General features: G+C 43.9%; 21 protein-coding genes and 2 tRNA genes. 22 read left to right on the top strand and 1 reads right to left on the bottom strand.

The features are described 5' to 3' along the window. The first annotated feature begins 104 nt into the window (after positions 1-104). From cobU to OAG1_RS15470, 14 genes are all read left to right on the top strand, one after another. Positions 105-644, top strand: a complete 540-nt coding sequence (gene cobU / locus OAG1_RS15535; protein ID WP_338621905.1) for a bifunctional adenosylcobinamide kinase/adenosylcobinamide-phosphate guanylyltransferase — start codon at positions 105-107, stop codon at positions 642-644. A 36-nt stretch (positions 645-680) separates the two neighbouring features. Continuing rightward, on the top strand, positions 681-1,547 hold the full coding sequence (locus tag OAG1_RS15530) for a M48 family metallopeptidase (protein WP_338621904.1): 867 nt from the start codon (positions 681-683) through the stop codon (positions 1,545-1,547). Continuing rightward, a complete protein-coding gene (locus tag OAG1_RS15525; protein ID WP_338621903.1) occupies positions 1,528-2,016 on the top strand; it encodes a GNAT family N-acetyltransferase in 489 nt (162 codons plus the stop codon). Before OAG1_RS15530 ends, OAG1_RS15525 begins: the two co-directional genes overlap by 20 nt. A 53-nt stretch (positions 2,017-2,069) precedes the next feature. Next, positions 2,070-2,690, top strand: coding sequence for an FKBP-type peptidyl-prolyl cis-trans isomerase (locus OAG1_RS15520; RefSeq protein ID WP_016402394.1), 621 nt, complete (start codon positions 2,070-2,072; stop codon positions 2,688-2,690). A 243-nt stretch (positions 2,691-2,933) separates the two neighbouring features. Beyond that, positions 2,934-4,319, top strand: a complete 1,386-nt coding sequence (locus OAG1_RS15515) for a CmpA/NrtA family ABC transporter substrate-binding protein (RefSeq protein ID WP_016402393.1) — start codon at positions 2,934-2,936, stop codon at positions 4,317-4,319. A 69-nt stretch (positions 4,320-4,388) separates the two neighbouring features. Then, positions 4,389-5,411 (top strand): ABC transporter permease, encoded by a 1,023-nt coding sequence (locus OAG1_RS15510; RefSeq protein WP_016402392.1) that lies wholly within the window; start codon positions 4,389-4,391, stop codon positions 5,409-5,411. Between the two features lie 12 nt (positions 5,412-5,423). Continuing rightward, positions 5,424-6,266, top strand: coding sequence for an ABC transporter ATP-binding protein (locus OAG1_RS15505; protein WP_215426431.1), 843 nt, complete (start codon positions 5,424-5,426; stop codon positions 6,264-6,266). Positions 6,267-6,486: 220 nt separating this feature from the next. Further along, complete coding sequence (dapB, locus tag OAG1_RS15500; RefSeq protein ID WP_221076409.1) at positions 6,487-7,299, top strand: 4-hydroxy-tetrahydrodipicolinate reductase; 813 nt, start codon at positions 6,487-6,489, stop codon at positions 7,297-7,299. A 350-nt stretch (positions 7,300-7,649) separates the two neighbouring features. Then, entirely contained in the window at positions 7,650-11,654 is a 4,005-nt protein-coding gene (gene pulA / locus OAG1_RS15495; RefSeq protein WP_338621902.1) for a pullulanase-type alpha-1,6-glucosidase, read from the top strand. A 317-nt stretch (positions 11,655-11,971) separates the two neighbouring features. Then, entirely contained in the window at positions 11,972-13,114 is a 1,143-nt protein-coding gene (gene carA / locus OAG1_RS15490) for a glutamine-hydrolyzing carbamoyl-phosphate synthase small subunit (RefSeq protein ID WP_016402388.1), read from the top strand. A gap of 19 nt (positions 13,115-13,133) precedes the next feature. Then, positions 13,134-16,352, top strand: coding sequence for a carbamoyl-phosphate synthase large subunit (gene carB, locus OAG1_RS15485; protein WP_016402387.1), 3,219 nt, complete (start codon positions 13,134-13,136; stop codon positions 16,350-16,352). Positions 16,353-16,499: 147 nt separating this feature from the next. After that, complete coding sequence (gene greA, locus OAG1_RS15480; RefSeq protein WP_040307331.1) at positions 16,500-16,976, top strand: transcription elongation factor GreA; 477 nt, start codon at positions 16,500-16,502, stop codon at positions 16,974-16,976. A 57-nt stretch (positions 16,977-17,033) separates the two neighbouring features. Then, positions 17,034-17,639, top strand: a complete 606-nt coding sequence (locus OAG1_RS15475; protein ID WP_338621901.1) for a beta-phosphoglucomutase family hydrolase — start codon at positions 17,034-17,036, stop codon at positions 17,637-17,639. Between the two features lie 158 nt (positions 17,640-17,797). Next, complete coding sequence (locus tag OAG1_RS15470; RefSeq protein WP_338621900.1) at positions 17,798-18,295, top strand: hypothetical protein; 498 nt, start codon at positions 17,798-17,800, stop codon at positions 18,293-18,295. Positions 18,296-18,325: 30 nt separating this feature from the next. Here OAG1_RS15470 and yhbY read toward each other — a convergent pair whose 3' ends face one another. Continuing rightward, complete coding sequence (gene yhbY, locus OAG1_RS15465) at positions 18,326-18,622, bottom strand: ribosome assembly RNA-binding protein YhbY (protein WP_163132304.1); 297 nt, start codon at positions 18,620-18,622, stop codon at positions 18,326-18,328. Between the two features lie 114 nt (positions 18,623-18,736). Here yhbY and rlmE point away from each other — a divergent pair, with 114 nt between their 5' ends. From rlmE to rimP, 8 genes are all read left to right on the top strand, one after another. Further along, positions 18,737-19,366, top strand: a complete 630-nt coding sequence (gene rlmE, locus OAG1_RS15460; protein WP_338621899.1) for a 23S rRNA (uridine(2552)-2'-O)-methyltransferase RlmE — start codon at positions 18,737-18,739, stop codon at positions 19,364-19,366. A 49-nt stretch (positions 19,367-19,415) separates the two neighbouring features. Further along, a complete protein-coding gene (gene ftsH / locus OAG1_RS15455; protein ID WP_152779749.1) occupies positions 19,416-21,359 on the top strand; it encodes an ATP-dependent zinc metalloprotease FtsH in 1,944 nt (647 codons plus the stop codon). 62 nt (positions 21,360-21,421) lie between these two features. Continuing rightward, complete coding sequence (gene folP / locus OAG1_RS15450) at positions 21,422-22,252, top strand: dihydropteroate synthase (protein ID WP_338621898.1); 831 nt, start codon at positions 21,422-21,424, stop codon at positions 22,250-22,252. Further along, complete coding sequence (gene glmM, locus OAG1_RS15445; RefSeq protein WP_338621897.1) at positions 22,252-23,589, top strand: phosphoglucosamine mutase; 1,338 nt, start codon at positions 22,252-22,254, stop codon at positions 23,587-23,589. Before folP ends, glmM begins: the two co-directional genes overlap by 1 nt. 159 nt (positions 23,590-23,748) lie before the next feature. After that, positions 23,749-24,093 (top strand): preprotein translocase subunit SecG, encoded by a 345-nt coding sequence (secG, locus tag OAG1_RS15440; protein ID WP_016402378.1) that lies wholly within the window; start codon positions 23,749-23,751, stop codon positions 24,091-24,093. 5 nt (positions 24,094-24,098) lie between these two features. Beyond that, positions 24,099-24,184, top strand: a tRNA-Leu gene (locus tag OAG1_RS15435). A 53-nt stretch (positions 24,185-24,237) separates the two neighbouring features. Then, positions 24,238-24,314, top strand: a tRNA-Met gene (locus OAG1_RS15430). Positions 24,315-24,458: 144 nt separating this feature from the next. Then, positions 24,459-24,917: a ribosome maturation factor RimP gene (rimP, locus tag OAG1_RS15425; RefSeq protein WP_016402377.1), complete on the top strand. Its 459-nt coding sequence runs from the start codon at positions 24,459-24,461 to the stop codon at positions 24,915-24,917. The last annotated feature ends 3 nt before the right edge of the window (positions 24,918-24,920 follow it).

Raw genomic sequence — 24,920 nt, 5'->3', positions numbered from 1 at the left:
GCCGCTTTTTTTATGCTTATTGCTCACTGATATTGTCTCATTACCAACGTTCCAAGCAGCCCTTTGACTATGTTATTCTTTGTTAAAAATCATTAGGTAGCATGATGATAAGTCTTGTTTTAGGTGGCATTAGAAGTGGCAAAAGCGCTTGGGCTGAACAGCAGTTTCAAAGTAACAGTGAGCTTAAGCCTGTATATATCGCTACAGCGAAGGCGAGTGATGAAGAAATGAGCCAACGGATTGCTCATCATCGCTCTTTGCGTAAAGCTTCTTTTAAGACTCATGAATTGGATTATTCTAAAGAAGTGTTAAGCCAAGTGGTACTGAGTTACGCCGCTAAAAAGCAGCCAATATTGTTAGAATGCATGTCTACTTGGTTAGGGTGGTGGCTATGCACCAATAAATCTGTAGACCAGCAGTTACTCGATATTCAACAGCAATCTGCCGCATTACTGGCAAGCTTGGATCAACTGGATAGTGATGTTGTTATCGTGAGTAACGAAGTGGGTTTGGGTTTGGTATCAGACAATGCCTTGGGGCGTAGGTTTGCTGATGAACTTGGGCGACTAAACCAAGCCTTAGCAGCAAAAGCCGATAAAGTTGTATTTGTTAGTGCTGGCTTACCGCTAGTATTAAAGGAGTGATTGCCGATATAGGCAGTAATGAAATGGAATGCATGAATGAATAAGATCTTAAAAAACGCCATTATTGTTAGCTCAATTGCAGTTTTGCTTAGCTGCTCTGCTTCTCCTACTGGGCGCAAACGGGTGTTACTTTATGATGACTCAAAAATGAGTGCCTTAGGCGCTCAGTCTTTTGAAGAAATCAAAAAACAAGAAAAGATTTATACCGACAAAGCCACTAATGATTATGTTGCTTGTGTTTCAAACGCGGTTACTGCAGAAATCCCCGGTCATTACGGTGATGAAGACTGGGAAGTAGTGGTATTTGATTCTGACCAAGTAAATGCGTTTGCCTTGCCCGGTGCACATGTGGGCGTATATACCGGTCTAATCAAGGTGGCCGAAACTCCAGATCAGTTGGCAACGGTTATAGGCCATGAGATAGCACACGTATTGGCGGAGCATAGCAACGAGCGCTTATCACAAAATCAAATTGCTGGAATAGGCACCGCAGTAGCGGCAGTGGCGATTGGCGTAAGTGATGATGTAAAACATAAGGGCGCCGCTATGGCTGCACTTGGTTTAGGAGTGCAATACGGCGTGCTATTACCTTATGGTCGTACCCAAGAAAGCGAAGCAGATTTAATGGGCTTAGACTTAATGGCCAGTGCCGGTTTTGATCCTCGTGCAAGTGTTTCTCTTTGGCAAAATATGGCTAAAGCGGGTGGTGGTTCAGTACCAGAGTTTTTGTCAACTCACCCTTCAAATCAAACGCGTATCTCTGATTTAGAAGAGCGGATGCCACGTGCCATTCAACTAGAAAAGCAAGCCATTGCCCAGGGTAAATCACCGCAGTGTATTCGACCCGCGAGTTTTGATGCTAAAGAGACTTCTAAAGAGTCCGATGTCGATAAAACTAGCTAGTCTTAGTGATGCCGAAGACATCTGCCGGGTTCAGCGACGAAGCTGGCAGCATGTCTACTCTCAGCAACTCATTTCCGATATGTTCCAAGCCCTACCATTTGAACTGCATCAGCAACTGTGGTTGCAACGTCTTAGCAGTGAAGAAAACCAAATTTGGGTATTAAAAACGACTGGCATACAGGGCTTTTTAATGCTGGAAAAGCAAATGCCAGAGGTTGAATTGGCGGCACTGTATTTACAACCAGATATCATTGGCCATGGCTGGGGCAGAGCTTTATTGGAACAAGCTTGTCAGAGCACTGCGCAGAAGGATGTGTACTGCTGGGTGATGCAAGATAACCCGCGTGCAGAGGGCTTTTATCGCCATATGGGCTTTAAATTTACTGGTGAGCAACGCCAAGTAGAATTTGCCAGCAGTTACTTTGTTCAAAAAAAGGCGCATTTAGCCGCAGACCAACGGTTTTTCTAGTGACTTTGTGGTAACCTTTTGGCTCTTTTTAACGATCAGAATTAAGAGTTCAAATGAGCGATAAATATCAAGGCGCAGCAGCGCAAGCAAGTTACGGCTACGGCCTTCAAATTGGTGAGCAAATTGAGCGTGCAGCATTCGACGGCTTAGAAGTGAATGCAATGCTTGACGGTATTCGTGACGTAATGCAAGGCGCGCAACCACAGCTTGATGAAGCAGTTATTAGTGCGGCTTTCCAAGAAATTACTAAAGAAATTGAAGCAAAAAAAGCTGAGCAACATAAAGAAGCTATGGCTGAAGGCGAAAACTTCTTAGCTGATAACGGCAAACGCCCAGAAATCAATAAAACTGAATCTGGTCTTCAATACGAAGTATTAGTTGAAGGTGAAGGCGAATCGCCAAGTGCTAGCAGCAAAGTACAAGTTCACTATGAAGGTACCTTAATTTCTGGTGAAGTATTCGATAGCTCTGTACAGCGCGGTCAACCTGCAGAATTCCCAGTAAATGGTGTAATTAAAGGTTGGACTGAAGCACTACAACGTATGAAAGTGGGTGACAAATGGAAGCTATACATTCCTCAAGAGCTTGCTTACGGCTCTCAAGGTGCGGGTGCAGCAATTCCACCATTTGCAGCCCTAGTATTTGAAGTTGAGTTACTAGCTATTCTTGGTTAATAGAAAACTCAATTAAAAGAAGCCGGCTTTAAGCCGGTTTTTTTATGCGCCAAAATTGTGCGCGCCTGTTCTAAGTTAGTGAATTTTATGAAAAAACACGAATACTCCTTTAGGGGTAATAGTGTTTGTAAGTTAATGATTTTTGGTGTTAAAAAAATGTGATCTAGATCTTGGCACATCCTTAGCTACTCCCTAAGTGTTATCACAAATTAGTTACTTCCAAATGGGTATTAGGAGCAGGGAATGCAGAAATCAGCACCATTAAGCTTACAAAAAATCATTAAGACGACCATCGCCGCTGCAGTGGTATCAGCCAGTTTTATTGGCTTTAGTCACGCAGAAGTGGGAGAGCCAGAGAAGGAAGATCTTAAGTTTGGTTTTATTAAACTTACCGACATGGCTCCACTTGCAGTGGCGTATGAAAAAGGCTACTTCGAAGACGAAGGATTGTATGTTCAGTTAGAAGCACAAGCTAACTGGAAAGTATTATTGGACCGCGTAATTACCGGTGAGCTAGATGGCGCTCACATGTTGGCTGGCCAACCTCTAGGGGCAACCATTGGCTTTGGTACTAAGGCCGACATTATCACCGCGTTTAGCATGGACTTAAACGGTAACGCTATTACCGTATCAAACGACATTTGGGCACAGATGAAACCGCACGTGCCACATAAAGATGGCAAACCTGTTCACCCAATTAAAGCCGATGCGCTTAAGCCGGTAGTTGATAGTTACATCGACCAAGGTAAGCCATTTAACATGGGCATGGTATTCCCAGTGTCTACGCATAACTACGAGTTACGTTACTGGTTAGCTGCTGGCGGTATTCACCCTGGTTACTACGCGCCGCATAAAGGCGATACCTCAGGCAAAATTGATGCTGATGCGCTGTTGTCTGTAACGCCACCTCCGCAAATGCCATCAACCATGGAAGCAGGCACTATCTACGGTTACTGCGTGGGTGAACCTTGGAACCAACAGGCCGTATTTAAGGGTATTGGTGTTCCAGTTGTTACCGACTATGAGATTTGGAAAAACAACCCAGAGAAAGTATTTGGTGTAAGTAAGGGTTGGGCTGATGAATATCCAAATACTCACATTCGCGTAGTGAAAGCGATGATTCGTGCAGCCAAGTGGTTGGATGAAGAGAACAACAAAAACCGCCCAGAAGCCGTTAAGATTCTTTCTAAAAGCCAATATGTTGGTGCCGATTACGACGTAATTGCCAACAGTATGACGGGTACCTTTGAATACGAAAAAGGCGATAAGCGCGAAGTGCCAGACTTTAACGTGTTCTTCCGTTACAACGCGACTTACCCTTACTACAGTGATGCAATTTGGTACCTAACGCAGATGCGTCGTTGGGGACAAATTTCAGACAACAAACCAGACTCTTGGTACATGGATATTGCTAAGAAAGTATATCGCCCAGACATTTACGCAATTGCTGCTAAAGAGCTAATTGCTGATGGAGTGATTGATGCTAGCGAGTTTCCTGATTTTGCTACCGAGAGTGGCTTTAAACCGCCACAAAAACACTTCATTGATAACATTGTTTACGATGGTTCAAAACCCAATGCGTATCTTGATAAGTTTTCGATTGGCCTGAAAAAAGACGACAAGATCTAAGCCGAATCGTTATTGAGAGCAGCCGGGCTTAAGGGCCCGGCATCGAGATTTGCAAAAGGAGTTGTAGAGATGAAAGACAAGTTAATTCACTCTTTAGAAACTGTAGGATTAAGCCCTATGGTACCAGTGGTTCGCTTGGCCAGCGGTGAAAACCCAAAGCAGCAATGCACCGAAATATTTGAACGAATAGGGCTGCCTATTTTGGCCATTGCTTTGTTCTTGTTGTTGTGGAGTGTATCGGCGGCAAAAGTACAAACTAGCCTAGGTACCTTGCCTGGCCCAGCCCAAGTGTGGGAGCAATATCAAGGCTTAGTGGTTGAGCATAAAGAGGAGCGTGCGAAAGAAGAGGCCTTTTATGAACGCCAAGAGGCTCGCAATGCGAAGAAACTGGCTAAAAATCCTGATGCAAAAGTAAAAATACGACCTTACACCGGTAAAGAAACCTTTTTTGACCAGATACTTACCAGTTTATATACAGTGTTTACCGGCTTTATACTAGCCAGTTTAATCGCTATCCCAATTGGGGTTGCCTGTGGTTTGAATAAAAAACTCTATGGCGCAGTTAGCCCGATTATCCAGATTCTCAAACCGGTTTCGCCATTAGCGTGGTTACCAATAGTTACCATGGTGGTGAGTGCGGTTTATGTAAGCAGTGACCCAATGTTTTCTAAGTCATTCGTGACTTCGGCCATTACAGTAACTTTATGTTCGCTATGGCCAACACTAATTAACACCGCGACCGGCGTTGCATCTATTGATAAAGACTGGTTAAACGTTGGGCGAGTGATTCAGTTACATTGGTCTAAGCAAGTGACTAAAATTGCCATTCCAGCTTCTCTGCCAATGATATTCACCGGCTTGCGTATTTCACTCGGTATCGGTTGGATGGTACTTATTGCTGCAGAAATGCTCGCGCAAAACCCTGGTCTAGGTAAGTTTGTGTGGGATGAATTCCAAAACGGTAGCTCTAACTCACTGGGCCGTATCATGGTGGCAGTAGTAGTGATTGGTTTAATTGGTTATGTACTTGACTGGTTAATGGTAAGCCTACAAAAAATCATTTCTCATTCAAGCCCAGAAAGTGCTCGATAGGATAAGGAAAACATTATGTCTCAGTATTTAGAAATCGATCACGTTAGCATCGATTTTCCAACTAAAAATGGTCCTTTCCGAGCGTTAAATGGGGTGGACTTAAAAATTGCAAAGGGTGAGTTTGTATCCTTAATTGGCCACTCAGGTTGTGGTAAATCTACGGTGTTAAACATTGTTGCGGGTCTATATAACGCAACAGAAGGTGGTGTGGTATTAGAAGGTAAAGAGGTTTACCAACCGGGCCCGGACCGCGCTGTAGTGTTTCAGAACCACTCGTTGCTGCCTTGGCTTACTGCTTACCAAAATGTTGAGTTAGCTGTAAAAGAAGTGTTTAAGGGGCAAAAATCTAAGGCTGAAATGAAAGACTGGATTGAGCACAACCTAGAGCTTGTTCATATGAGCCACGCCTTGCATAAACGCCCTGATGAGATTTCGGGTGGTATGAAGCAGCGTGTAGGTATTGCCCGTGCATTAGCTATGCAACCAAAAGTGCTGTTAATGGATGAACCGTTTGGCGCGCTAGATGCGCTAACTCGTGCTCACTTGCAGGATTCTTTAATGGAAATCCAGCAAGAGTTAAACAACACAGTAATCATGATTACTCACGATGTAGATGAAGCGGTATTGTTGTCTGATAAAATCGTGATGATGACCAACGGGCCAGCGGCAACCATCGGCGAAGTGCTTGATGTTAAACTTGAGCGACCGCGTGACCGAGTTGCTCTCGCTGATGACCAAGAGTACAACCATTATCGCTCGCAAGTGCTTAAATTCCTTTATGAGCGTCAACGTAACCCGGCACAAGCTACAGAGAAAGCTAAACCAAAGTTGGTTAAATCAGGTGAAGCCGCGTAATTATTACTGTTTAAACCGCTGTTACTCAGTTTTTTCCTAACAAGAAAGGCCACTACTTGTAGATAGTGGCCTTTTTAGTGCGTGTGCTTCTCAATAGAACAAATAGGTTTTTAAGCACTTTAGGTTCATATTTAGGCTAAACCTCGTTTTATATAGCTTGCTTTGTTATAGTCGAGCCACAAATTAAGACGGGTGTGGCCGGTTTCAAAGGAGAATAAACATGTCGCAAGTTAGAGTGGCAATTGTTGGTTGTAATGGAAGAATGGGTAAGAATTTACTCGAAGCAGTAAATCAAAGTTCGGCCACAACCTTAGGTGCGGCAACAGAACGCCCTGGTTCAAGCTTAATCGGTGTTGATGCTGGTGAGCTAGCTGGTTTAGGCAAATTAGATATCGCCATTGTAGATAACATTGAGCAAGCAAAGGATGATATCGATGTAATCATTGATTTTACTGCACCTGTTGTTACTTTGGCTCATGTTGAGTGGGCACGCGCCAACAACAAGAAGATGGTTATTGGCACAACCGGATTTAGTGATGAACAAAAGCAGCAGTTAAAAGATGCAGCCGAAGATATAGCTATTATGTTTGCGCCTAACATGAGTGTTGGCGTTAACCTAGTATTTAAGCTTTTGGAAGTCGCCGCTAAAGTGATGGGCGATTACACTGATATCGAGATTATTGAAGGCCACCATCGCCATAAAGTAGATGCTCCTTCAGGAACGGCCCTGGGTATGGGAGAGGCGATTGCCGATACACTGGGGCGTGATCTTAAAAAAGTAGCTGTATATGGCCGCGAAGGCATTACTGGCGAGCGCGATCGAGACACTATTGGCTTTGCTACTATTCGCGCCGGTGACTTAGTAGGTGAGCATACCGCTATGTTTGCTGATATTGGTGAACGCGTAGAGATCACGCATAAAGCATCGAGTAGAATGACCTTTGCTAATGGAGCAGTACGTGCCGCATCTTGGTTACAAGACAAGCCAAAAGGTTTATTCAACATGCGAGATGTGCTCGATTTGAATGATTAATAAATAAGCTTTATTTATCTTTAATAGTGAACGTCGCTAAGCGGCGTTTTTTTATTCCCTAAATTTAATGGCAGTGCTTTATCCTGAAAAAGATCTTGAAAACGTTATCAAGGCTTTCTTTGAAATCGTTTTCAAGAATTATGTTCTTTGAGCAGTCTCACAAAGCCTATAAAAAACACACTAATGTAATATTGTGTTACTCAAAGTAACGTTGCCGTCACAGTCCTTTTGGTCGCGAAATCCTACCTTATGTGCATCTCGTCCAACGGAAGGCGAGAGTAATTAAAACCCAAACATAAAAACAGTAATTTACTGAATATCGGTTCAGTAAAAGGAAAGGAAAGGCTGACATGGATATAAAAATCAATAAGCTAGCCAAGCTTACCATGCCCATTCTAGCGACAGCTTTGCTGGCTGCTTGTGGTAGCGACGACGACAATGGTAACGGTGGCGGTGGTAACGTCATTGATGGACTGTACACTGCAGGCGAAAATGAAGTTGTAATTTATTATAAGCGAGATGAAGCTCATGAGCGTGTAGATGAGTCTGCTTATGAAGGCTGGGGCTTACACCTCTGGAATGGCGAAGGTTGTACTAGTACCGACCTAGAAGCTATGGGTATTGCTGATGGCGGTACTGATTGGGGATCTCCTCATCCTGCCACTGGTATTAGTGAAACTTACGGCGCTTATTACGTATTAACTGTTGACCCTGATGCCTCTGACCCACATGAATGTATGAACTTTATTTTGCACAATGGTGACGATAAAGCCTTTGGTAGTGCAAACTCAAAAGTTGAATTAACTAAACTTGAAGATGACAAAGGTATTTTTGGTTTCCACGGTAGCAGCGAGCTATTTTACGCACCAATTGCTGAGCGCCCAGTCGCCATTGATGGCGCAAAAGCGCATTGGGTTGATGCCAACACCATTGCTTGGGAAGCTGCGGGCAATGCTACTCAGCTAGAACTTCGTTACGACCCTGAAAATGGCATTGCCATGGACCCAGAGACTAAAGAAGTTACCGGTGGTACTGCGGTTGCACTTTCTACTGGCAGCTTAACTGATGAAGCTAAAGCGCGTTTCCCACACTTATCTGGTTTGAGTGCAGCAGAAATTGAAGTTGATGATGCAACTTTAAAAGCAATTCTTAAAAGCCAAATTGTTGTAGTTGCCATGGACGCTGAAGGCGTTGCAACTGCAGCCACTCAAGTTCAAAAACCTGGTGTAATTGATAAAGTATTCGTAGAAGGTGAAGGTGGTGCACTAGCTGAAGAGCTAGGTGCTATTGTTAGCGGTGATGACGTAAGCTTTAAAGTTTGGGCTCCTACAGCGCAAAGCGTTAAATTGTACTTGTACAACGAAGAAGACATGAGCTCAGCCGGTTCATTTGTTATGGAAGAGGCCGCAAATGGCGTTTGGTCTTCTGAGCAAACTGGTGCAGTGGGTAAATACTACCGCTACGAAGTGACTGTTTACCACCCAACCACAGAAACTGTTGAAACCCGTATGGTTACTGACCCATACTCACTAGCGCTTTCAACTAACTCTCTATACTCTTTAGTTGTTGACTTAGATGCCGATGAGCTTAAGCCTGCTGATTGGGACAGTTACACACGTCCTGAAATGGCTGAAGATGTAGACCACGTTTTATACGAATCACATCTACGTGATTTCAGTGTTAGTGATACTCAAGGTACTGCTGCAAACAGTGGTAAATACCTTGCATTAACAGAGCCAGAGCGTGAGTCGGTTACTCATCTGCAAGAGTTAAAAGATGCTGGTTTAACCACATTACACATTCTTCCTGCTTTTGATATAGCAACAGTAGATGAAGAAGGTGCTATTGATATTGACGCACCGTTGTCTGACCTATGTGACAAAATTCAGAAAACTGATGATTACTGTGCAGATGCTTCAGGTACTATTGAAGCTAAATTAGCAAGCTTCGACCCGACTACAGGTGATGCTCAATCACTTATGAATGATCTGCGCGGTTTAGATAGCTTTAACTGGGGGTACGACCCATTCCATTACACCGTGCCAGAAGGCAGCTATGCCACTGACGCTGAAGGCACTACACGTATCTTAGAATTCCGTGAAATGGTCAAAGCTACACATGACATGGGTCTTAAGATTGTTATGGATGTTGTATACAACCATACCAATGCTTCAGGTGTGAATGATAAGTCGGTTCTAGACAAAATTGTCCCTGGATATTACCACCGCCGTGATGCAAATACCGGTGGGGTAGAAACCTCAACTTGTTGTGATAATACCGCAACAGAAAACCTTATGATGGGTAAACTAATGACTGATTCATTGGTTACTTGGGCGAAGGAATACAAAGTTGATGGTTTCCGTTTTGACTTAATGGGTCACCAACCAAAAGATTTAATGGTAGATTCATTGGCCGCTGTTCGTGAAATTGATGAAGATACCTTGTTCTACGGTGAAGGTTGGGACTTTGGTGAAGTAGCCAACAACGCGCGTTTTGAACAAGCCACGCAGTGGAACATGGCTGGTACAGAGATTGGTACCTTCTCAGACCGTTTACGTGACGCAGTTCGTGGTGGTAGCCCATTCGATAGTGGAGAAGGCATTCGTAAAACTCAAGGTTTTGGTAATGCTGATACACTAAATGAGTTAAACACTGATGCAGATAATTACCGCACTGAAGCCCTTCATAACCAAGATTTGATTCGTGTTGGTATGGCGGGTAACTTGCAGAAGTTTGTATTACTTGATTCTCAAGGAAATACCAAACGCGGCCAAGATGTTAACTACAATGGTGCTAAAGCAGGCTATACCTTAAATCCATCAGAGAACATCTCTTATGTGTCCAAGCACGATAACCAAACTTTATGGGATAACAATGCCTATAAAGCTACTACGGGTACCACTGCTGCAGATCGCTCACGTATGCAAGTAGTGAGTTTGTCTACTGTTATGCTAGGCCAAGGTATTCCGTTCATTCACATGGGTTCAGAGTTACTTCGCTCAAAATCTATGCAACGTGATAGTTACGATTCTGGCGATTGGTTCAACCGTGTAAGATTTGATGGTTCAGACAATAACTGGAACGTTGGTCTACCACGTGAAGATAAAGATGGCGGTAACTGGGATTTAATCAAGACCATTATTGCTGACGAAACGGCTAAACCTACCCAAGCTGATATTAAGCTTGCTAAAGATCAGTTCTTAGAGTTGCTAACCATCCGCTCTAGCAGTGACTTATTCCGTTTAACTACCGCTGAAGAAGTACAAGCACGTGTTGACTTCCGCAACGTTGGTGAAGATCAAGTACAGGGCTTAATTGTAATGTCTATCGACAACGGCACTGGTGCCGGGGCTGATTTAGACGAAAACAATGACGCGATTGTAGTTGTACTAAATGCGACTGATGCAGAACAAGAGTTTGAAGTAACTGGTGCAACTGGTTTTGAATTGCATGAAGTTCAACAAAACTCTGCGGACTCAGTTGTAATGGGCGCAACCTTTGCTGATGCAACCTTTACAGTTCCAGCACGTACAACAGCCGTATTTGTTCAGCCACGAGATGGTGCTCGCGGAACGGGTCTTCCTGTAGACACCTCTAACAAAGACTTAAGTGCTATCCCACCTCTAGGTGATACCCAAGTATTTGTTCGTGGCTTAGGCGGTGAATGGGGAGCTGTTTATGAGTTGGAATTCACTAAAGATGGCTTGTACGAGTATACAACTACGCTAGAAGCGGGTAGTTACGGCTTCAAAGTAGCGGATGCTGACTGGGGAGATGTTAACTACGGTGCTACTGAGGGTGAACTTACTTTAGGTACAGCAAAAGCCCTTGAGTACAATGCTGGTGATTTAAGCTTCGCGATTGATACAAAATCAGTTGTGAAATTTGTCACGGATTTCTCAACGGTTGATGCTCCTACAGTTGTGGTAACTGCTGAAGAAGTAGCAAGTTGTGGTCTGCTAGACGATAGCGCAGACGCAGGGCCTTTGGCCACTCAATTAGCGGTTCGTGGTAGCCACTCTGGTTGGGGTTGGGACGAAATGTACGCACTATCATACAAGGGTGAAAATACCTATCAGGTATCACTTGCCGCTGGTGCATATGAGTTCAAGCTGGCTTCCGATGCAGATAACTGGGATCCTCAAATGATTGCCTACTCAGATGGCGCTCGCGTAGAGAACCTTGTTATGAATGTTGACTACCAAGCGTGGGCACGTGTTGGCGATAGCGCCATTGGCGACCCAGGCAACAATAAGATTACTTTAGCTAGTGATAGTATTCTTACTCTTACTGTGAACGGTGAGTTAACTGACAACGTAGACAACGGTACAATTAGTATTTGTGAAGTTGAATAATTAACGACTAAACCGTAATGTAAAAGCCAAGGCGTGTTGCCTTGGCTTTTTTATTTGGTCAAATTGCTTTATGGCAGCTAGGGTTGATACTCAAAAATGCTAGCTAATGCAACTTAGACAAAACATTCTATTTTGAGCCCTTTCTGCTTCAAAAAGACTATAAAGCTTATTTTTATAAGTTTGTATAAAAATTGATAGACCTTTCTCAATATCTCTTCTATAATCCGCGGAATTTGCCAAAATTTTATCGTATTGGGCTAAAGTTTACCCTTTAGTTCAACTTTGTCGTGTCGACAGTTCTTTGTTAGGAGGTTGCCTTGAGCAAATCAGCGCTGCTGGTATTAGAAGACGGTACCGTGTTCCGTGGAACCGCAATCGGAGCCAATGGTTCTGCCGTTGGAGAAGTTGTTTTTAATACTTCGATGACCGGATACCAAGAAATTTTAACTGACCCCTCATATGCTCGCCAAATTGTCACCCTCACTTACCCCCATATCGGAAACTACGGAACCACCCCAGAAGATGAAGAATCGAATGCTATCCACGCTTGTGGACTAGTTATTCGTGATTTGCCTTTAGTGGCGAGTAATTTCCGAAGCCAACAAAGCTTAAGTGAATATTTGGAAGCAAGAAACGTAGTAGGTATTGCGGACATAGACACCCGTAAACTAACGCGTATTCTTCGTGAAAAAGGTGCACAAGCGGGTTGTATTGTAGCGGGTGAAGATTTAGATGAAGCACAAGCTTTAGCTGAAGCGAAAGCCTTCCCTGGTTTAAAAGGGATGGATCTCGCCAAAGAAGTTACCACGGCTGATACTTACACTTGGGCACAGGGCTCTTGGGATCTTAAAGCTGGGCTTCCCGCCGATAGTGAAGATAGTAAGTTTCACGTAGTTGCTTATGATTTTGGTGTTAAACGCAATATTTTGCGTATGTTAGTGGACCGTGGTTGTAAACTAACCGTGGTTCCGGCTAAAACATCAGCTGAAGAGGTTCTTGCCTTAAACCCTGATGGCATCTTCTTGTCTAATGGCCCTGGTGACCCAGAGCCATGTGATTATGCAATCGCAGCTACCAAAACCTTCCTTGAAACAGATATCCCAGTATTTGGTATTTGTTTAGGTCACCAAATTCTCGCTTTAGCCAGTGGTGCTAAAACAGTGAAAATGAAATTTGGCCATCACGGCGGTAACCATCCGGTTAAAGATATCAAACATGACCGCGTAATGATTACTGCGCAAAACCATGGTTTTGCAGTAGATGAAAAAACCTTGCCAGAAAATCTAACAATGACTCACTTCTCTTTGTTCGATCAAAGCTTGCAAGGCATTCATCGCACAGATAAGCCAGCGTTTAGCTTCCAAGGTCACCCAGAAGCCAGCCCTGGTCCGCATGATGCAGCGCCATTGTTTGACCACTTCATTGAATTAATTGAGCAGCGCCTTAACGGCCAAGCGTAGGTAGAGAGCAGCAGAACTTATGCCAAAACGTAGTGATATAAAAAGTATTCTAATATTGGGCGCAGGCCCAATTGTTATCGGCCAGGCTTGTGAATTTGACTATTCTGGCGCTCAGGCTTGTAAAGCCTTGCGTGAAGAAGGTTACCGAGTCATCTTGGTTAACTCTAACCCCGCTACTATTATGACTGACCCAGAGATGGCTGATGCAACTTACATCGAGCCAATTCACTGGGAAGTGGTAGAGCGAATTATTGAAAAAGAACGCCCAGACGCAGTATTGCCAACCATGGGTGGCCAAACCGCATTGAACTGTGCGCTAGAGCTTGAAAGCAAAGGCGTGCTAGAGAAATACAATGTTGAAATGATAGGTGCGACTGCTGACGCGATTGATAAAGCAGAAGATCGTAATCGTTTCGACCAAGCGATGAAAAGCATTGGCTTAGCGTGTCCCAATGCGGGTATTGCTCACTCAATGGAAGAAGCCTACGGTGTATTAGAAGAAGTTGGTTTCCCATGTATTATCCGACCTTCTTTTACTATGGGCGGCACCGGTGGCGGTATTGCTTATAACAAAGAAGAGTTTGATGAGATTTGTGCCCGCGGCCTAGATCTTTCGCCAACCAGTGAGCTGTTGATTGATGAAAGCTTAATCGGTTGGAAAGAGTACGAAATGGAAGTGGTACGTGATAAAAACGATAACTGTATTATCGTTTGTGCCATTGAAAACTTCGACCCAATGGGTGTGCACACTGGTGACTCAATTACCGTAGCACCAGCACAAACGTTGTCAGATAAAGAATATCAATTGATGCGTAATGCGTCGCTTGCAGTTCTGCGTGAGATTGGTGTTGAAACGGGTGGTTCTAACGTACAGTTTGGTATTTGTCCAAATACTGGCCGTATGGTTATCATCGAGATGAACCCTCGAGTATCTCGTTCTTCTGCGCTAGCGTCTAAAGCAACTGGTTTCCCAATTGCTAAAATTGCAGCTAAATTGGCTGTAGGTTTTACGCTTGATGAATTGCAAAATGACATTACTGGCGGCCAAACACCTGCTTCGTTTGAGCCTTCAATCGACTATGTTGTAACAAAAATCCCTCGCTTTAACTTCGAGAAATTTGCTGGTGCTAACGATCGCCTAACCACTCAAATGAAGTCGGTGGGTGAAGTTATGGCGATTGGTCGTAACCAACAAGAATCGCTACAAAAAGCCTTGCGTGGCTTAGAAGTTGGCGTTGATGGTTTTGACCCAATTGTTGACTTAAATGCATCTGACGCAATGGAAACCATTCGTCACGAACTACAAAATGTCGGTGCTGACCGTATTTGGTATATCGCTGATGCTTTCCGCGCTGGCATGTCTGTCGAAGATGTATTCTCTCTTACTAACATCGATCGTTGGTTCTTGGTTCAAATCGAAGACATTGTATTACTAGAAAACCAAGTAGCTAAAGAAGGTGTAGCCAGTTTAGATGAAGCAACACTGCGTAAGCTAAAGCGTAAAGGTTTCGCCGATGCTCGTTTAGCTAAATTAACCGGTGTATCGGATAAAGAGATCCGTAAGTTACGCCATCGCTTAGAAGTGCTGCCAGTTTACAAACGAGTGGATACTTGTGCTGCTGAATTTGCTACCGACACGGCTTACATGTATTCAACTTATGATGAAGAGTGTGAAGCTCAGCCATCTGATAAGAAGAAAATCATGGTGTTGGGCGGCGGACCTAACCGCATTGGTCAAGGCATCGAATTTGACTACTGTTGTGTACATGCTGCGCTAGCGATGCGTGAAGACGGTTACGAAACCATTATGGTTAACTGTAACCCTGAAACGGTTTCAACTGACTACGACACCTCAGACCGTTTGTACTTTGAACCGGTAACGCTTGAAGACGTACTAGAGATTGTACGTGTAGAGCAGCCAACCGGTGTTATTGTTCAATATGGTGGTCAAACTCCACTAAAACTGGCGCGTGAATTAGAAGCGGCTGGCGTGCCAATTATTGGTACGTCTCCAGATGCGATTGACCGCGCTGAAGACCGTGAACGTTTCCAAGTTGCAGTTGATCGCTTGAAGCTTAAGCAACCAGAAAACGATACGGTTTCAACTACTGAAGAAGCTGTTATCTCAGCAGAGCGTATCGGTTATCCATTAGTTGTTCGCCCATCTTATGTACTAGGTGGCCGAGCAATGGAAATTGTTTACGATGAGCAAGATTTACGTCGCTACTTTAAAGAGGCTGTAAGTGTGTCTAACGACTCACCAGTTCTTTTAGATAGCTTCCTAAATGATGCGGTTGAAATTGACATCGATGCAATCTGTGATGGCAAAGATGTGGTTATCGGCGGCATTATGGAGCACATCGAGCAAGCGGGCGTTCACTCTGGTGATTCGGCCTGTTCATTGCCGGCTTATACGCTAAGCCCACAAATCCAAGACCGTATGCGTGAGCAAGTTCGTGCTCTAGCCCTAGAGTTAGGTGTAATTGGTTTAATGAACACCCAGTTTGCGGTTAAAGATGACGAGATTTACTTAATTGAAGTAAATCCACGTGCTGCGCGTACTGTACCGTTTGTATCTAAGGCAACTGGCGTACCTATTGCTAAAGTAGCAGCACGTGTAATGGCCGGTATTTCTTTAGCCGAGCAGGGAATAACTAAAGAGATTATTCCACCGTTCTACTCAGTTAAAGAAGTGGTATTGCCGTTTAACAAATTCCATGGCGTAGACCCAATCTTAGGCCCAGAAATGCGCTCTACTGGTGAAGTGATGGGAGTTGGTGCCACGTTTGCTGAAGCCTATGCAAAAGCTGAATTAGGTATTGGTAACGATGGCCCTAAAGGTGGTCGAGTATTGCTTTCGGTTCGTAACTCAGACAAGAAACGAGTTGCAGAGCTGGCTGCTAAACTGCTTGAACTTGGCTACGAATTAGATGCTACTCACGGCACTGCAGTTGCCTTGGGTGAAGCTGGCATTAACCCTCGCTTGGTGAACAAGGTTCATGAAGGTCGCCCGCATATTCTTGACCGTTTGAAAAACGGTGAATACAGCTACGTGATTAACACTACCGAAGGTCGTCAATCTATTGAAGATTCACGTCAATTGCGTAGAGCTGCGTTAGCGCAAAAAGTCAATTACACGACTACGCTTAACGGTGCCTTTGCGACTTGCCAGGCTCATAATGCTGATGATCGCGGCACTGTGACTTCTGTTCAAGATTTGCATAAACGTATCAGCTAATTGGCGAATATCGTTATAAGCAAAGCGGTGAAGATCTTCACCGCAGCGTAAAATAGCGTTACACTGCAATTATTAGTACAAGTAAATTTGGCTGTCATCGACAGCCAAATTTTTTTCTGTTTTTCTAGTTTTGTTGAGTTATTAAGTATGAAACCAGTTCCTATGACGGTGCGTGGCGAAACGCAATTACGTGAAGAGTTAGAGCATTTAAAAACAGTGGTTCGTCCAAAAATTATTGACGATATCGCGGTAGCTCGTGAGCATGGCGATCTTAAAGAAAACGCTGAATACCACGCTGCACGAGAGCAGCAAGGTTTTTGTGAAGGGCGTATTCAAGATATTGAAGGTAAGTTAAGTAACGTTCAAGTTATTGATGTGACCAAAATGACCAACAACGGTAAGGTGATTTTCGGTTGTACAGTTACCTTATTAAACCTTGATACAGATAAAGAGGTTACCTACGGCATTGTGGGAGATGATGAAGCTGATATTAAGCAGAATCGTATTTCTGTTAACTCGCCAATTGCCCGTGGACTTATTGGCAAAAATGTAGAAGACGAAGTCACCGTGGTTACACCAGGTGGTGAAGTTGAGTACGAAATTGTAGCGGTTGAATATATTTAGATTCAGAACTTGTTAAAAAACGCAGCGTTATGCTGCGTTTTTTATTGGAGAAGCACCTTGTTAGCAATAGATTACGCGAAGTATGACGCCTTCATTTTTGATATGGATGGCACCTTGGTTGACTCAATGCCAGCGCACCTAGCAGCTTGGGAAGACGCTTTAAACAAGCAAGGTTTACCTGTTCATATTAATTTTGTAGCTGAGCGCGGTGGTATGCCAACACTCAAAATTGCAGAGCAATATCAGCAACATTACCAAGTAAATATTGATGGCCCAAAGCTATTAAACGACAAACGCGCGGGGTTTGACGCTTTGTGGCATAAGGTCGAGAGGATACCTGCAAGCTGTAAAGTACTGGCTGAATTCGCAACCAGCAAAAAGCTGGGCTTAGGCACTGGCGCTGAGCGCGTTAACATGGACCGTATTACCAATAACCTTAAGCTTACTGACTATTTTCAGGCTATGGTGTGTGCTGAAGACGTGGCGGCGCACAAACCGGAGCCGGACACTTTCCTGCAAGTAGCGCAGCGTTTAAACGTTGAGCCAAAGCGCTGTTTAGTGTTTGAGGACACTCCTTTTGGTATTCAAGCAGCGCACAATGCGGGAATGGATTGTGTAGTTGTTAAAAATTTCCAATTGGCTGAGTTTTTACCTTTGGCTTAACCTTGGTTTAAACGTCTGCTAAAAAGTTATTTAGTTTAGTTATTCTGTTGGCTTATTTTAGATATGCAGATGATTAATTGTGTGCGAAGTTGATGTTTGTTATAGTATAAAAGTTCACCATGGATTGGTTGTTTATTAACTGATTTAGAGGTGGCTTAATGTCTATGCAAGTAAACTCCAATTCGATGTATGCTTATTCTCCCGCTGCTACATCGACCTCAACTGCTATATCTAGTACCTCAAATAAGCCAAGTTATGGCGATATTGTTGATAAAATCTCCGATGAATATGATCAATTATCCCCAGAAGAGCAACGTAATGCGCGGCTATATGTTGGTGGAGAAGTTGAGAGCTATCAGCAAAAGCAACAAGCCGAAATAGATGCTAAACGTAACACTGTTGTTGGTGTTTCAGCCGTTAATCATCAGCAAAACTTATTAGATATTTACTATACTAGCTCTACGGGTAACGAAACCAAAAGCAGTGAAAGCAATCCAGTAAGCTATAAAGCGTTAGAGAGCATTAACAGTAATTTAGAGCAGCAAAAGCAAGTTAATCAGCAATTAGCGATTGCTGAGTTTTATGCCAAGTATGGTGGTAGTTCTGGTTCAGACCCTCAGCCGGAGCCTTATCAGCCAGTCTCAATTGCAGTTTAGTTATAAAAAAAGCGGCTAAAGCCGCTTTTTTTATTTGCGTGGTAATTCAATCTTTTTATCTTCACTAGGGCGATAGATAATCAATATATGGCCAATCACCTGAACCTTCACTGCTGAAACTTTATCTGCAATGGTATCGGCAATAAGCTGCTTCATTTCACGATCGTCGGTAGCAATTTTTACCTTAATCAATTCATGATGAGCAATGGCGACTTCTATCTCTGCCAAAATTCCTTCGGTCAATCCATTTGAGCCAAGCATTACCACCGGCTTTAAGTTATGAGCCAAGGATTTCAGGTGCTGTTTTTGTTTGTTGGTTAGTTGCATGAAACTTTCTGCTTACTCGGGGTTGAAAAAAGCACATTCTAGCGCCATCTAATCACTAATACTATTTTATAATCATGATACCGTGCGGTTTTGTAACTATAGTGGAAACTATTTGTGACCAATAAAAAACATACTGCCAGCTCTAAACGCTGGTTAACTGAACATTTTGATGACCACTATGTGCAAAAAGCCCAAAAACTTGGCTTGCGTTCAAGAGCGGTATTTAAAATTGAAGAGATTCAAAATAAAGATAAGTTACTAAAACCGGGCATGACCGTAGTTGACCTTGGTGCTGCACCCGGTGGTTGGTCTCAATACTGCGTCGAGCAAGTCGGTTTAGACGGCCATGTAATAGCTTGTGACATTTTACCTATGGACCCAATTGCTGGCGTGGACTTTCTTTGTGGCGATTTTCGCGAAGAAGAGGTGCTAAACGCTTTGCTCGAACGAGTGGGTGAGAAGAAAGTGGATGTTGTGTTGTCAGACATGGCGCCCAATATGAGTGGCAACAATAATGTTGACCAATCACGTGCAATGTATTTAGTTGAACTAGCATTAGATATGTGTCGTGAAGTGCTTGGGCCAAAAGGCAGCTTCGCAGTAAAGGTATTCCAAGGCGAAGGCTTTGATCAATATCTCCAGCAAGTACGTTCTATGTTTACCAGTGTGAAAACTCGTAAGCCAGATTCCTCGAGGGCTCGCTCTCGAGAAGTCTATATAGTGGCTAGTGGCTTTAAACTATAGTACGCTAGATAATAATTCTTATTTAAAAATAACCGGTGAGGTTTTCGTCTTGAGTGACATGGCAAAAAATCTGATTCTGTGGCTGGTAATAGCTGTGGTTTTGATGTCTGTATTCCAAAGCTTTAGCCCTGATTCAAGCAGTGGTCGGCAAATGGACTATTCCACCTTTGTAAAGGAAGTGAATCAAGAACAGATCCGCGAAGTGCGTATTAGTGGGCAAGATGTTAAAGGCATCAAGCGTACTGGTGAGCAATTTAGCACTATTATTCCCTTGCACGATAAAGACCTACTTAATGATCTTATCAACCACAATGTAAAGGTATTGGGTGAGCAACCAGAAGAGCAGGGGCTATTAACCTCTATCTTCATTTCTTGGTTCCCGATGCTATTGCTAATCGGTGTATGGATATTCTTCATGCGTCAAATGCAAGGCGGTGGTGGTAAAGGCGCTATGTCTTTTGGTAAGAGTAAAGCACGCTTAATGAGCGAAGACCAAATTAAAACCACTTTTGCTGACGTAGCAGGTTGTGATGAAGCCAAAGAAGAAGTGGGTGAGTTAGTCGATTACTTACGTGATCCAACTAAGTTCCAAAAGCTTGGTGGTAAAATTCCTACTGGCGTATTGATGGTTGGTCCTCCAGGTACCGGTAAAACCTTACTTGCTAAAGCTATCGCTGGTGAAGCAAAAGTGCCTTTCTTTACTATTTCTGGTTCAGACTTTGTAGAAATGTTCGTAGGTGTTGGTGCTTCACGTGTTCGTGACATGTTTGAGCAAGCTAAAAAGTCTGCTCCGTGTATCATTTTTATTGATGAAATTGATGCCGTAGGTCGCCAGCGTGGTGCCGGTTTAGGTGGTGGGCACGATGAGCGTGAGCAAACACTAAACCAAATGCTAGTTGAAATGGATGGGTTCGAAGGTAATGAAGGCATTATTGTTATTGCTGCAACTAACCGCCCAGACGTATTAGACCCAGCGTTATTGCGCCCTGGTCGTTTCGATCGCCAAGTAACGGTAGGCTTGCCAGATATCCGTGGTCGTGAGCAAATTCTAAAAGTGCACATGCGTAAAGTACCTTTGGGAGATGGTGTAGATGCCGCGGTAATTGCTCGTGGTACTCCTGGCTTCTCTGGTGCAGATTTAGCAAACCTTGTAAACGAAGCTGCATTGTTTGCCGCTCGCGGTAGCAAGCGTACTGTTTCGATGGAAGAATTTGAAAAAGCTAAAGACAAGATCATGATGGGCGCTGAGCGTAAATCGATGGTTATGACCGAAGCTGAAAAAGAGATGACTGCTTATCACGAAGCAGGCCATGCAATTGTAGGTCGTTTAGTACCAGAGCATGATCCTGTATATAAAGTGAGTATTATTCCGCGTGGTCGCGCTTTAGGTGTAACAATGTACTTGCCTGAGCAAGACAGAGTGAGCCATAGCAAACAGCATTTAGAAAGCATGATCTCTAGCTTGTACGGTGGGCGCTTAGCTGAGCGTATTATCTACGGTGATGAGAAAGTATCGACCGGTGCTAGCAATGATATTGAACGAGCAACTGAAATTGCCCGTAAGATGGTTACTCAATGGGGTCTTTCAGAGTCTATGGGGCCACTGCTTTATGCTGATGAAGAAGGTGAAGTATTCTTAGGACGCAGTGCTGCTAAAACTAAGCATATGTCTGATGATACCGCTAAGGCCATCGACTTAGAGATTCGCTCTGTCATCGATCGTAACTATCAGCGCGCTGAATCTTTGTTGACCGAAAACATGGATATTCTGCATACCATGAAAGATGCGTTAATGAAGTACGAAACCATTGATGCTCGACAGATAGACGATTTGATGGAGCGTAAAACTCCTCGTCCACCGGCTGATTGGGATGACTCAGACAAGCCAACACCACCTGAATCTAATGACAAAGGTGATGAAGCTAAAGCTGACGACGCAAAAACTGATGCACCTGAGCCACCTAAAACCATAGGTGAAGATCCTGCTCAGTAAGGCTTAAATTAAGTTGTTAGCCCTGTAAGTCGCTTACAGGGCTTTTTTGTAAGTAAAGAAAAATGACTATTGCACTCAATATTGGTCCTCATCAATTCAAACGCCCGGTGATTATGGGCATTCTCAATGTTACGCCTGATTCCTTTTCCGATGGCGGCGCTTATGTTTCTCATGAGCAGGCACTAGCACGTGTAGAGCAAATGCTTAATGAAGGTGCTGATATAATTGATGTGGGCGGAGAGTCTACGCGACCAGGCGCTGAGGATGTTTCATTAACCGAGGAACTGCAACGAACCGTTGGTGTGATTAAGGCTATTAAGCAGCGTTTTGATTGCTTGGTTTCGATAGATACCAATAAAGCTCAAGTGATGCAGCAAGCCGTTGAAGCGGGCGCTGATATCATTAACGATGTTTGCGCCTTAACTAATCCAGGGGCGCTAGAGGTTGCGGCTGATTCAGGGGTGCCAGTGTGCATTATGCATATGCAAGGTAAACCTAGAAGTATGCAAGCTAACCCTCAATACGATAATGTCGTGAGCGAAGTAATTACTTACTTAAAGCAACGAGTTGAGAGCTGTGTAGCGGCAGGCATTGTTGAATCGAATATAATAGTTGACCCAGGTTTCGGTTTTGGTAAAACTCTTGACCACAATTTTCAGCTGCTTGCTCAATTAAATGAGTTTAAGCAGCTCGGCTTGCCGATTTTGGCAGGCGTCTCCCGCAAGAGCATGTTCGGTAAGCTGCTGGGTAAATCTCCAGATAGCTTAATGGCAGCTAGTGTAGCTGGTGCTGTATTAGCTGCTCAACAGGGAGCACACATATTTCGTGTACATGACGTTCAAGAAACGGCTGATGCACTAAAGGTTTATTCAAAAGTACAGATGAGTAAGTAATGACAAGACGATATTTTGGCACGGATGGTGTTCGCGGTAAGGTGGGTGAGTACCCAATTACCCCTGAATTCGCTTTAAAACTAGGATGGGCAGCCGGTAAGGTCTTGTCGAGCACGGGAACACGTAAGGTACTAATCGGTAAAGATACACGAATCTCTGGCTATATGCTGGAATCTGCTCTAGAAGCAGGCCTTTCCGCCGCGGGTGTTCAAGCAAGCTTTGTAGGCCCTATGCCTACACCAGCAGTTGCCTACCTAACTCGTACTTTTAGGGCTGAAGCGGGCATTGTGATTAGTGCTTCTCATAACCCTTACTACGACAATGGTATTAAGTTTTTCTCTGCTAATGGCACTAAGTTACCCGATGAAGTGGAGTTAGCGATTGAAGCTGAGTTGGATAATCCAATGACCTGTGTAGATTCGGCAGCGTTAGGTAAAGCTCGCCGTATTGAAGATGCAGCGGGTCGTTACATTGAGTTTTGTAAAAGTACTTTTCCTAATAAATACAACTTATCAGGCCTTAAGATTGTAGTGGATTGCGCACACGGTGCCACTTATCACATTGCACCAAAAGTATTTAGCGAGTTGGGTGCAGAAGTAGTTGCTATTGGTAACCAGCCTGACGGTCTGAATATCAATGAGAAATGTGGTGCTACCGATACCGGCTTATTAGCTGAAAAAGTTTTAGAACACAAAGCAGATCTTGGTATCGCGCTCGATGGCGATGGTGATCGTGTCATGATGATCGATCAACATGGTGTACAAGTTGATGGTGACGAGATTCTCTATATTTTGGCCAAAGACGCTAAGTTAAGTAATCACTTAAGTGGCGGTGTTGTTGGCACACTAATGAGCAATTTGGCTTTAGAGCAAGCCTTTGCCGAAATGGATATTCCGTTTAGCCGAGCTAAAGTTGGTGACCGCTACGTTATGGAGCAATTATCTGAGCGCGGCTGGACTTACGGCGGCGAAAACTCTGGTCATATTATTTGCTTGGGTCATACCACAACAGGTGATGGTACCGTTGCTGCACTGCAGGTTCTAGCTGCTATGTTGGCACAAAAACAGAGTTTGCGAGGTTTACTAAGTGACTTAACGCTTTATCCTCAATTACTGGTCAATGTGCGCTTTAAAGGTGATAGCGATCCATTAAGCAGTGACTTAGTGAAAAAAGCTCAAGCTAAAGCCGAGAATCAACTAGGTGACTCAGGCCGAGTATTGCTTCGCAAATCTGGTACAGAGCCATTACTGCGCGTAATGGTCGAAGGGGCGGATTCTGCTCTAGTAGAACAATGCGCTAACGATATCGCTGATGCTGTAAGAGCTGCTTGCAACTAAAGCGAACAATAATTAAACGGTTGAACACAGAGTAGAAGTTTTTTGAGCTTGGCGCTTGTATTAGTAGCAGAGGTTCGCTAATATTCGCCCGCTTTGGTGACTTGTGTTTCACTAAATGACGGTCGGAATGAAGACCGACCCACACTTAGGTGAAAGAGAATGTACGAAATTTTATTAGTAGTTTATTTAGTTGTTGCACTGGCTTTGATTGGTCTAGTGTTAATTCAGCAAGGCAAGGGTGCTGATATGGGCGCATCTTTTGGCTCTGGCGCATCTAACACAGTATTTGGTTCTTCTGGTTCAAGTAACTTCTTAACTAGAGCAACCGCTATTTGTGCAACGTTGTTTATTGTAATCAGCTTGGTGTTAGGCAACCTTTCAGCCAAACAAACCCAACAAGTTGATGAATGGAGCGATTTGTCTCAGCCTGCTGCTGAACAAGTGCTTCAAGATGCTGATGTTCCAGCATCACCAGCAAACCCTGGTAGCGACGTACCAAACTAATTTTAGCCGAGGTGGTGGAATTGGTAGACACGCTATCTTGAGGGGGTAGTGTCCTATGGACGTGCGGGTTCAAGTCCCGCTCTCGGCACCAATAGTTATTTTTGCATCCTGTCAGAGTGATTGATATAATCCTCGGCAATCGGACGCGGGATGGAGCAGTCTGGTAGCTCGTCGGGCTCATAACCCGAAGGTCGTCGGTTCAAATCCGGCTCCCGCAACCAACTATCAAATACTTAGGTAGTGATAGTGTTAAAGGCTCAGAAATTTTAAAGCCCCGCTTCATCGGGGCTTTTTGTTATTTTCTCGCCGCACCTTAGGTGCTAGAACTGGGCTTTACGCCCTTTTTTTGTTTCTGGAGGGGAACCTTGGCAACTGTAGAACAACGATTAACTGACATGCTTACTCCAGCGGTTGAAGCGCTGGGTTTTGAGCTTTTAGGTATCGAATATGTTAGTGCTGGCAAGCACTCGATCGTGCGTTTGTTTATTGACCACGAAAACGGCATTAATGTCGACAATTGCGCCGACGTAAGTCGACAAGCTAGCGCTATTTTGGATGTTGAAGATCCAATTAGCACTGAATACAACCTTGAGGTGTCATCTCCTGGTTTAGAACGCCCTCTTTTTAAAGCGGAACACTATCAACGTTTTATTGGTGAGATTGCTTTTCTACAGGTACGTATGCCTGTAAACAATCGCCGTAAATGGCAGGGTGAAATTATTGCTGTTGAAGACGACACTGTCGTTTTAGCAGTAGACAAAGAACAACATCGGATCGCGCTAGGTAATGTACAAAAAGCGCATCTGGTTCCCCAGTTTGACTAAAGA

The organism is Agarivorans sp. OAG1 (assembly GCF_037076485.1).
GTDB classification, from domain to species: Bacteria; Pseudomonadota; Gammaproteobacteria; order Enterobacterales; family Celerinatantimonadaceae; genus Agarivorans; species Agarivorans albus.
This window is presented reverse-complemented; position numbering and strand designations above follow the sequence as displayed.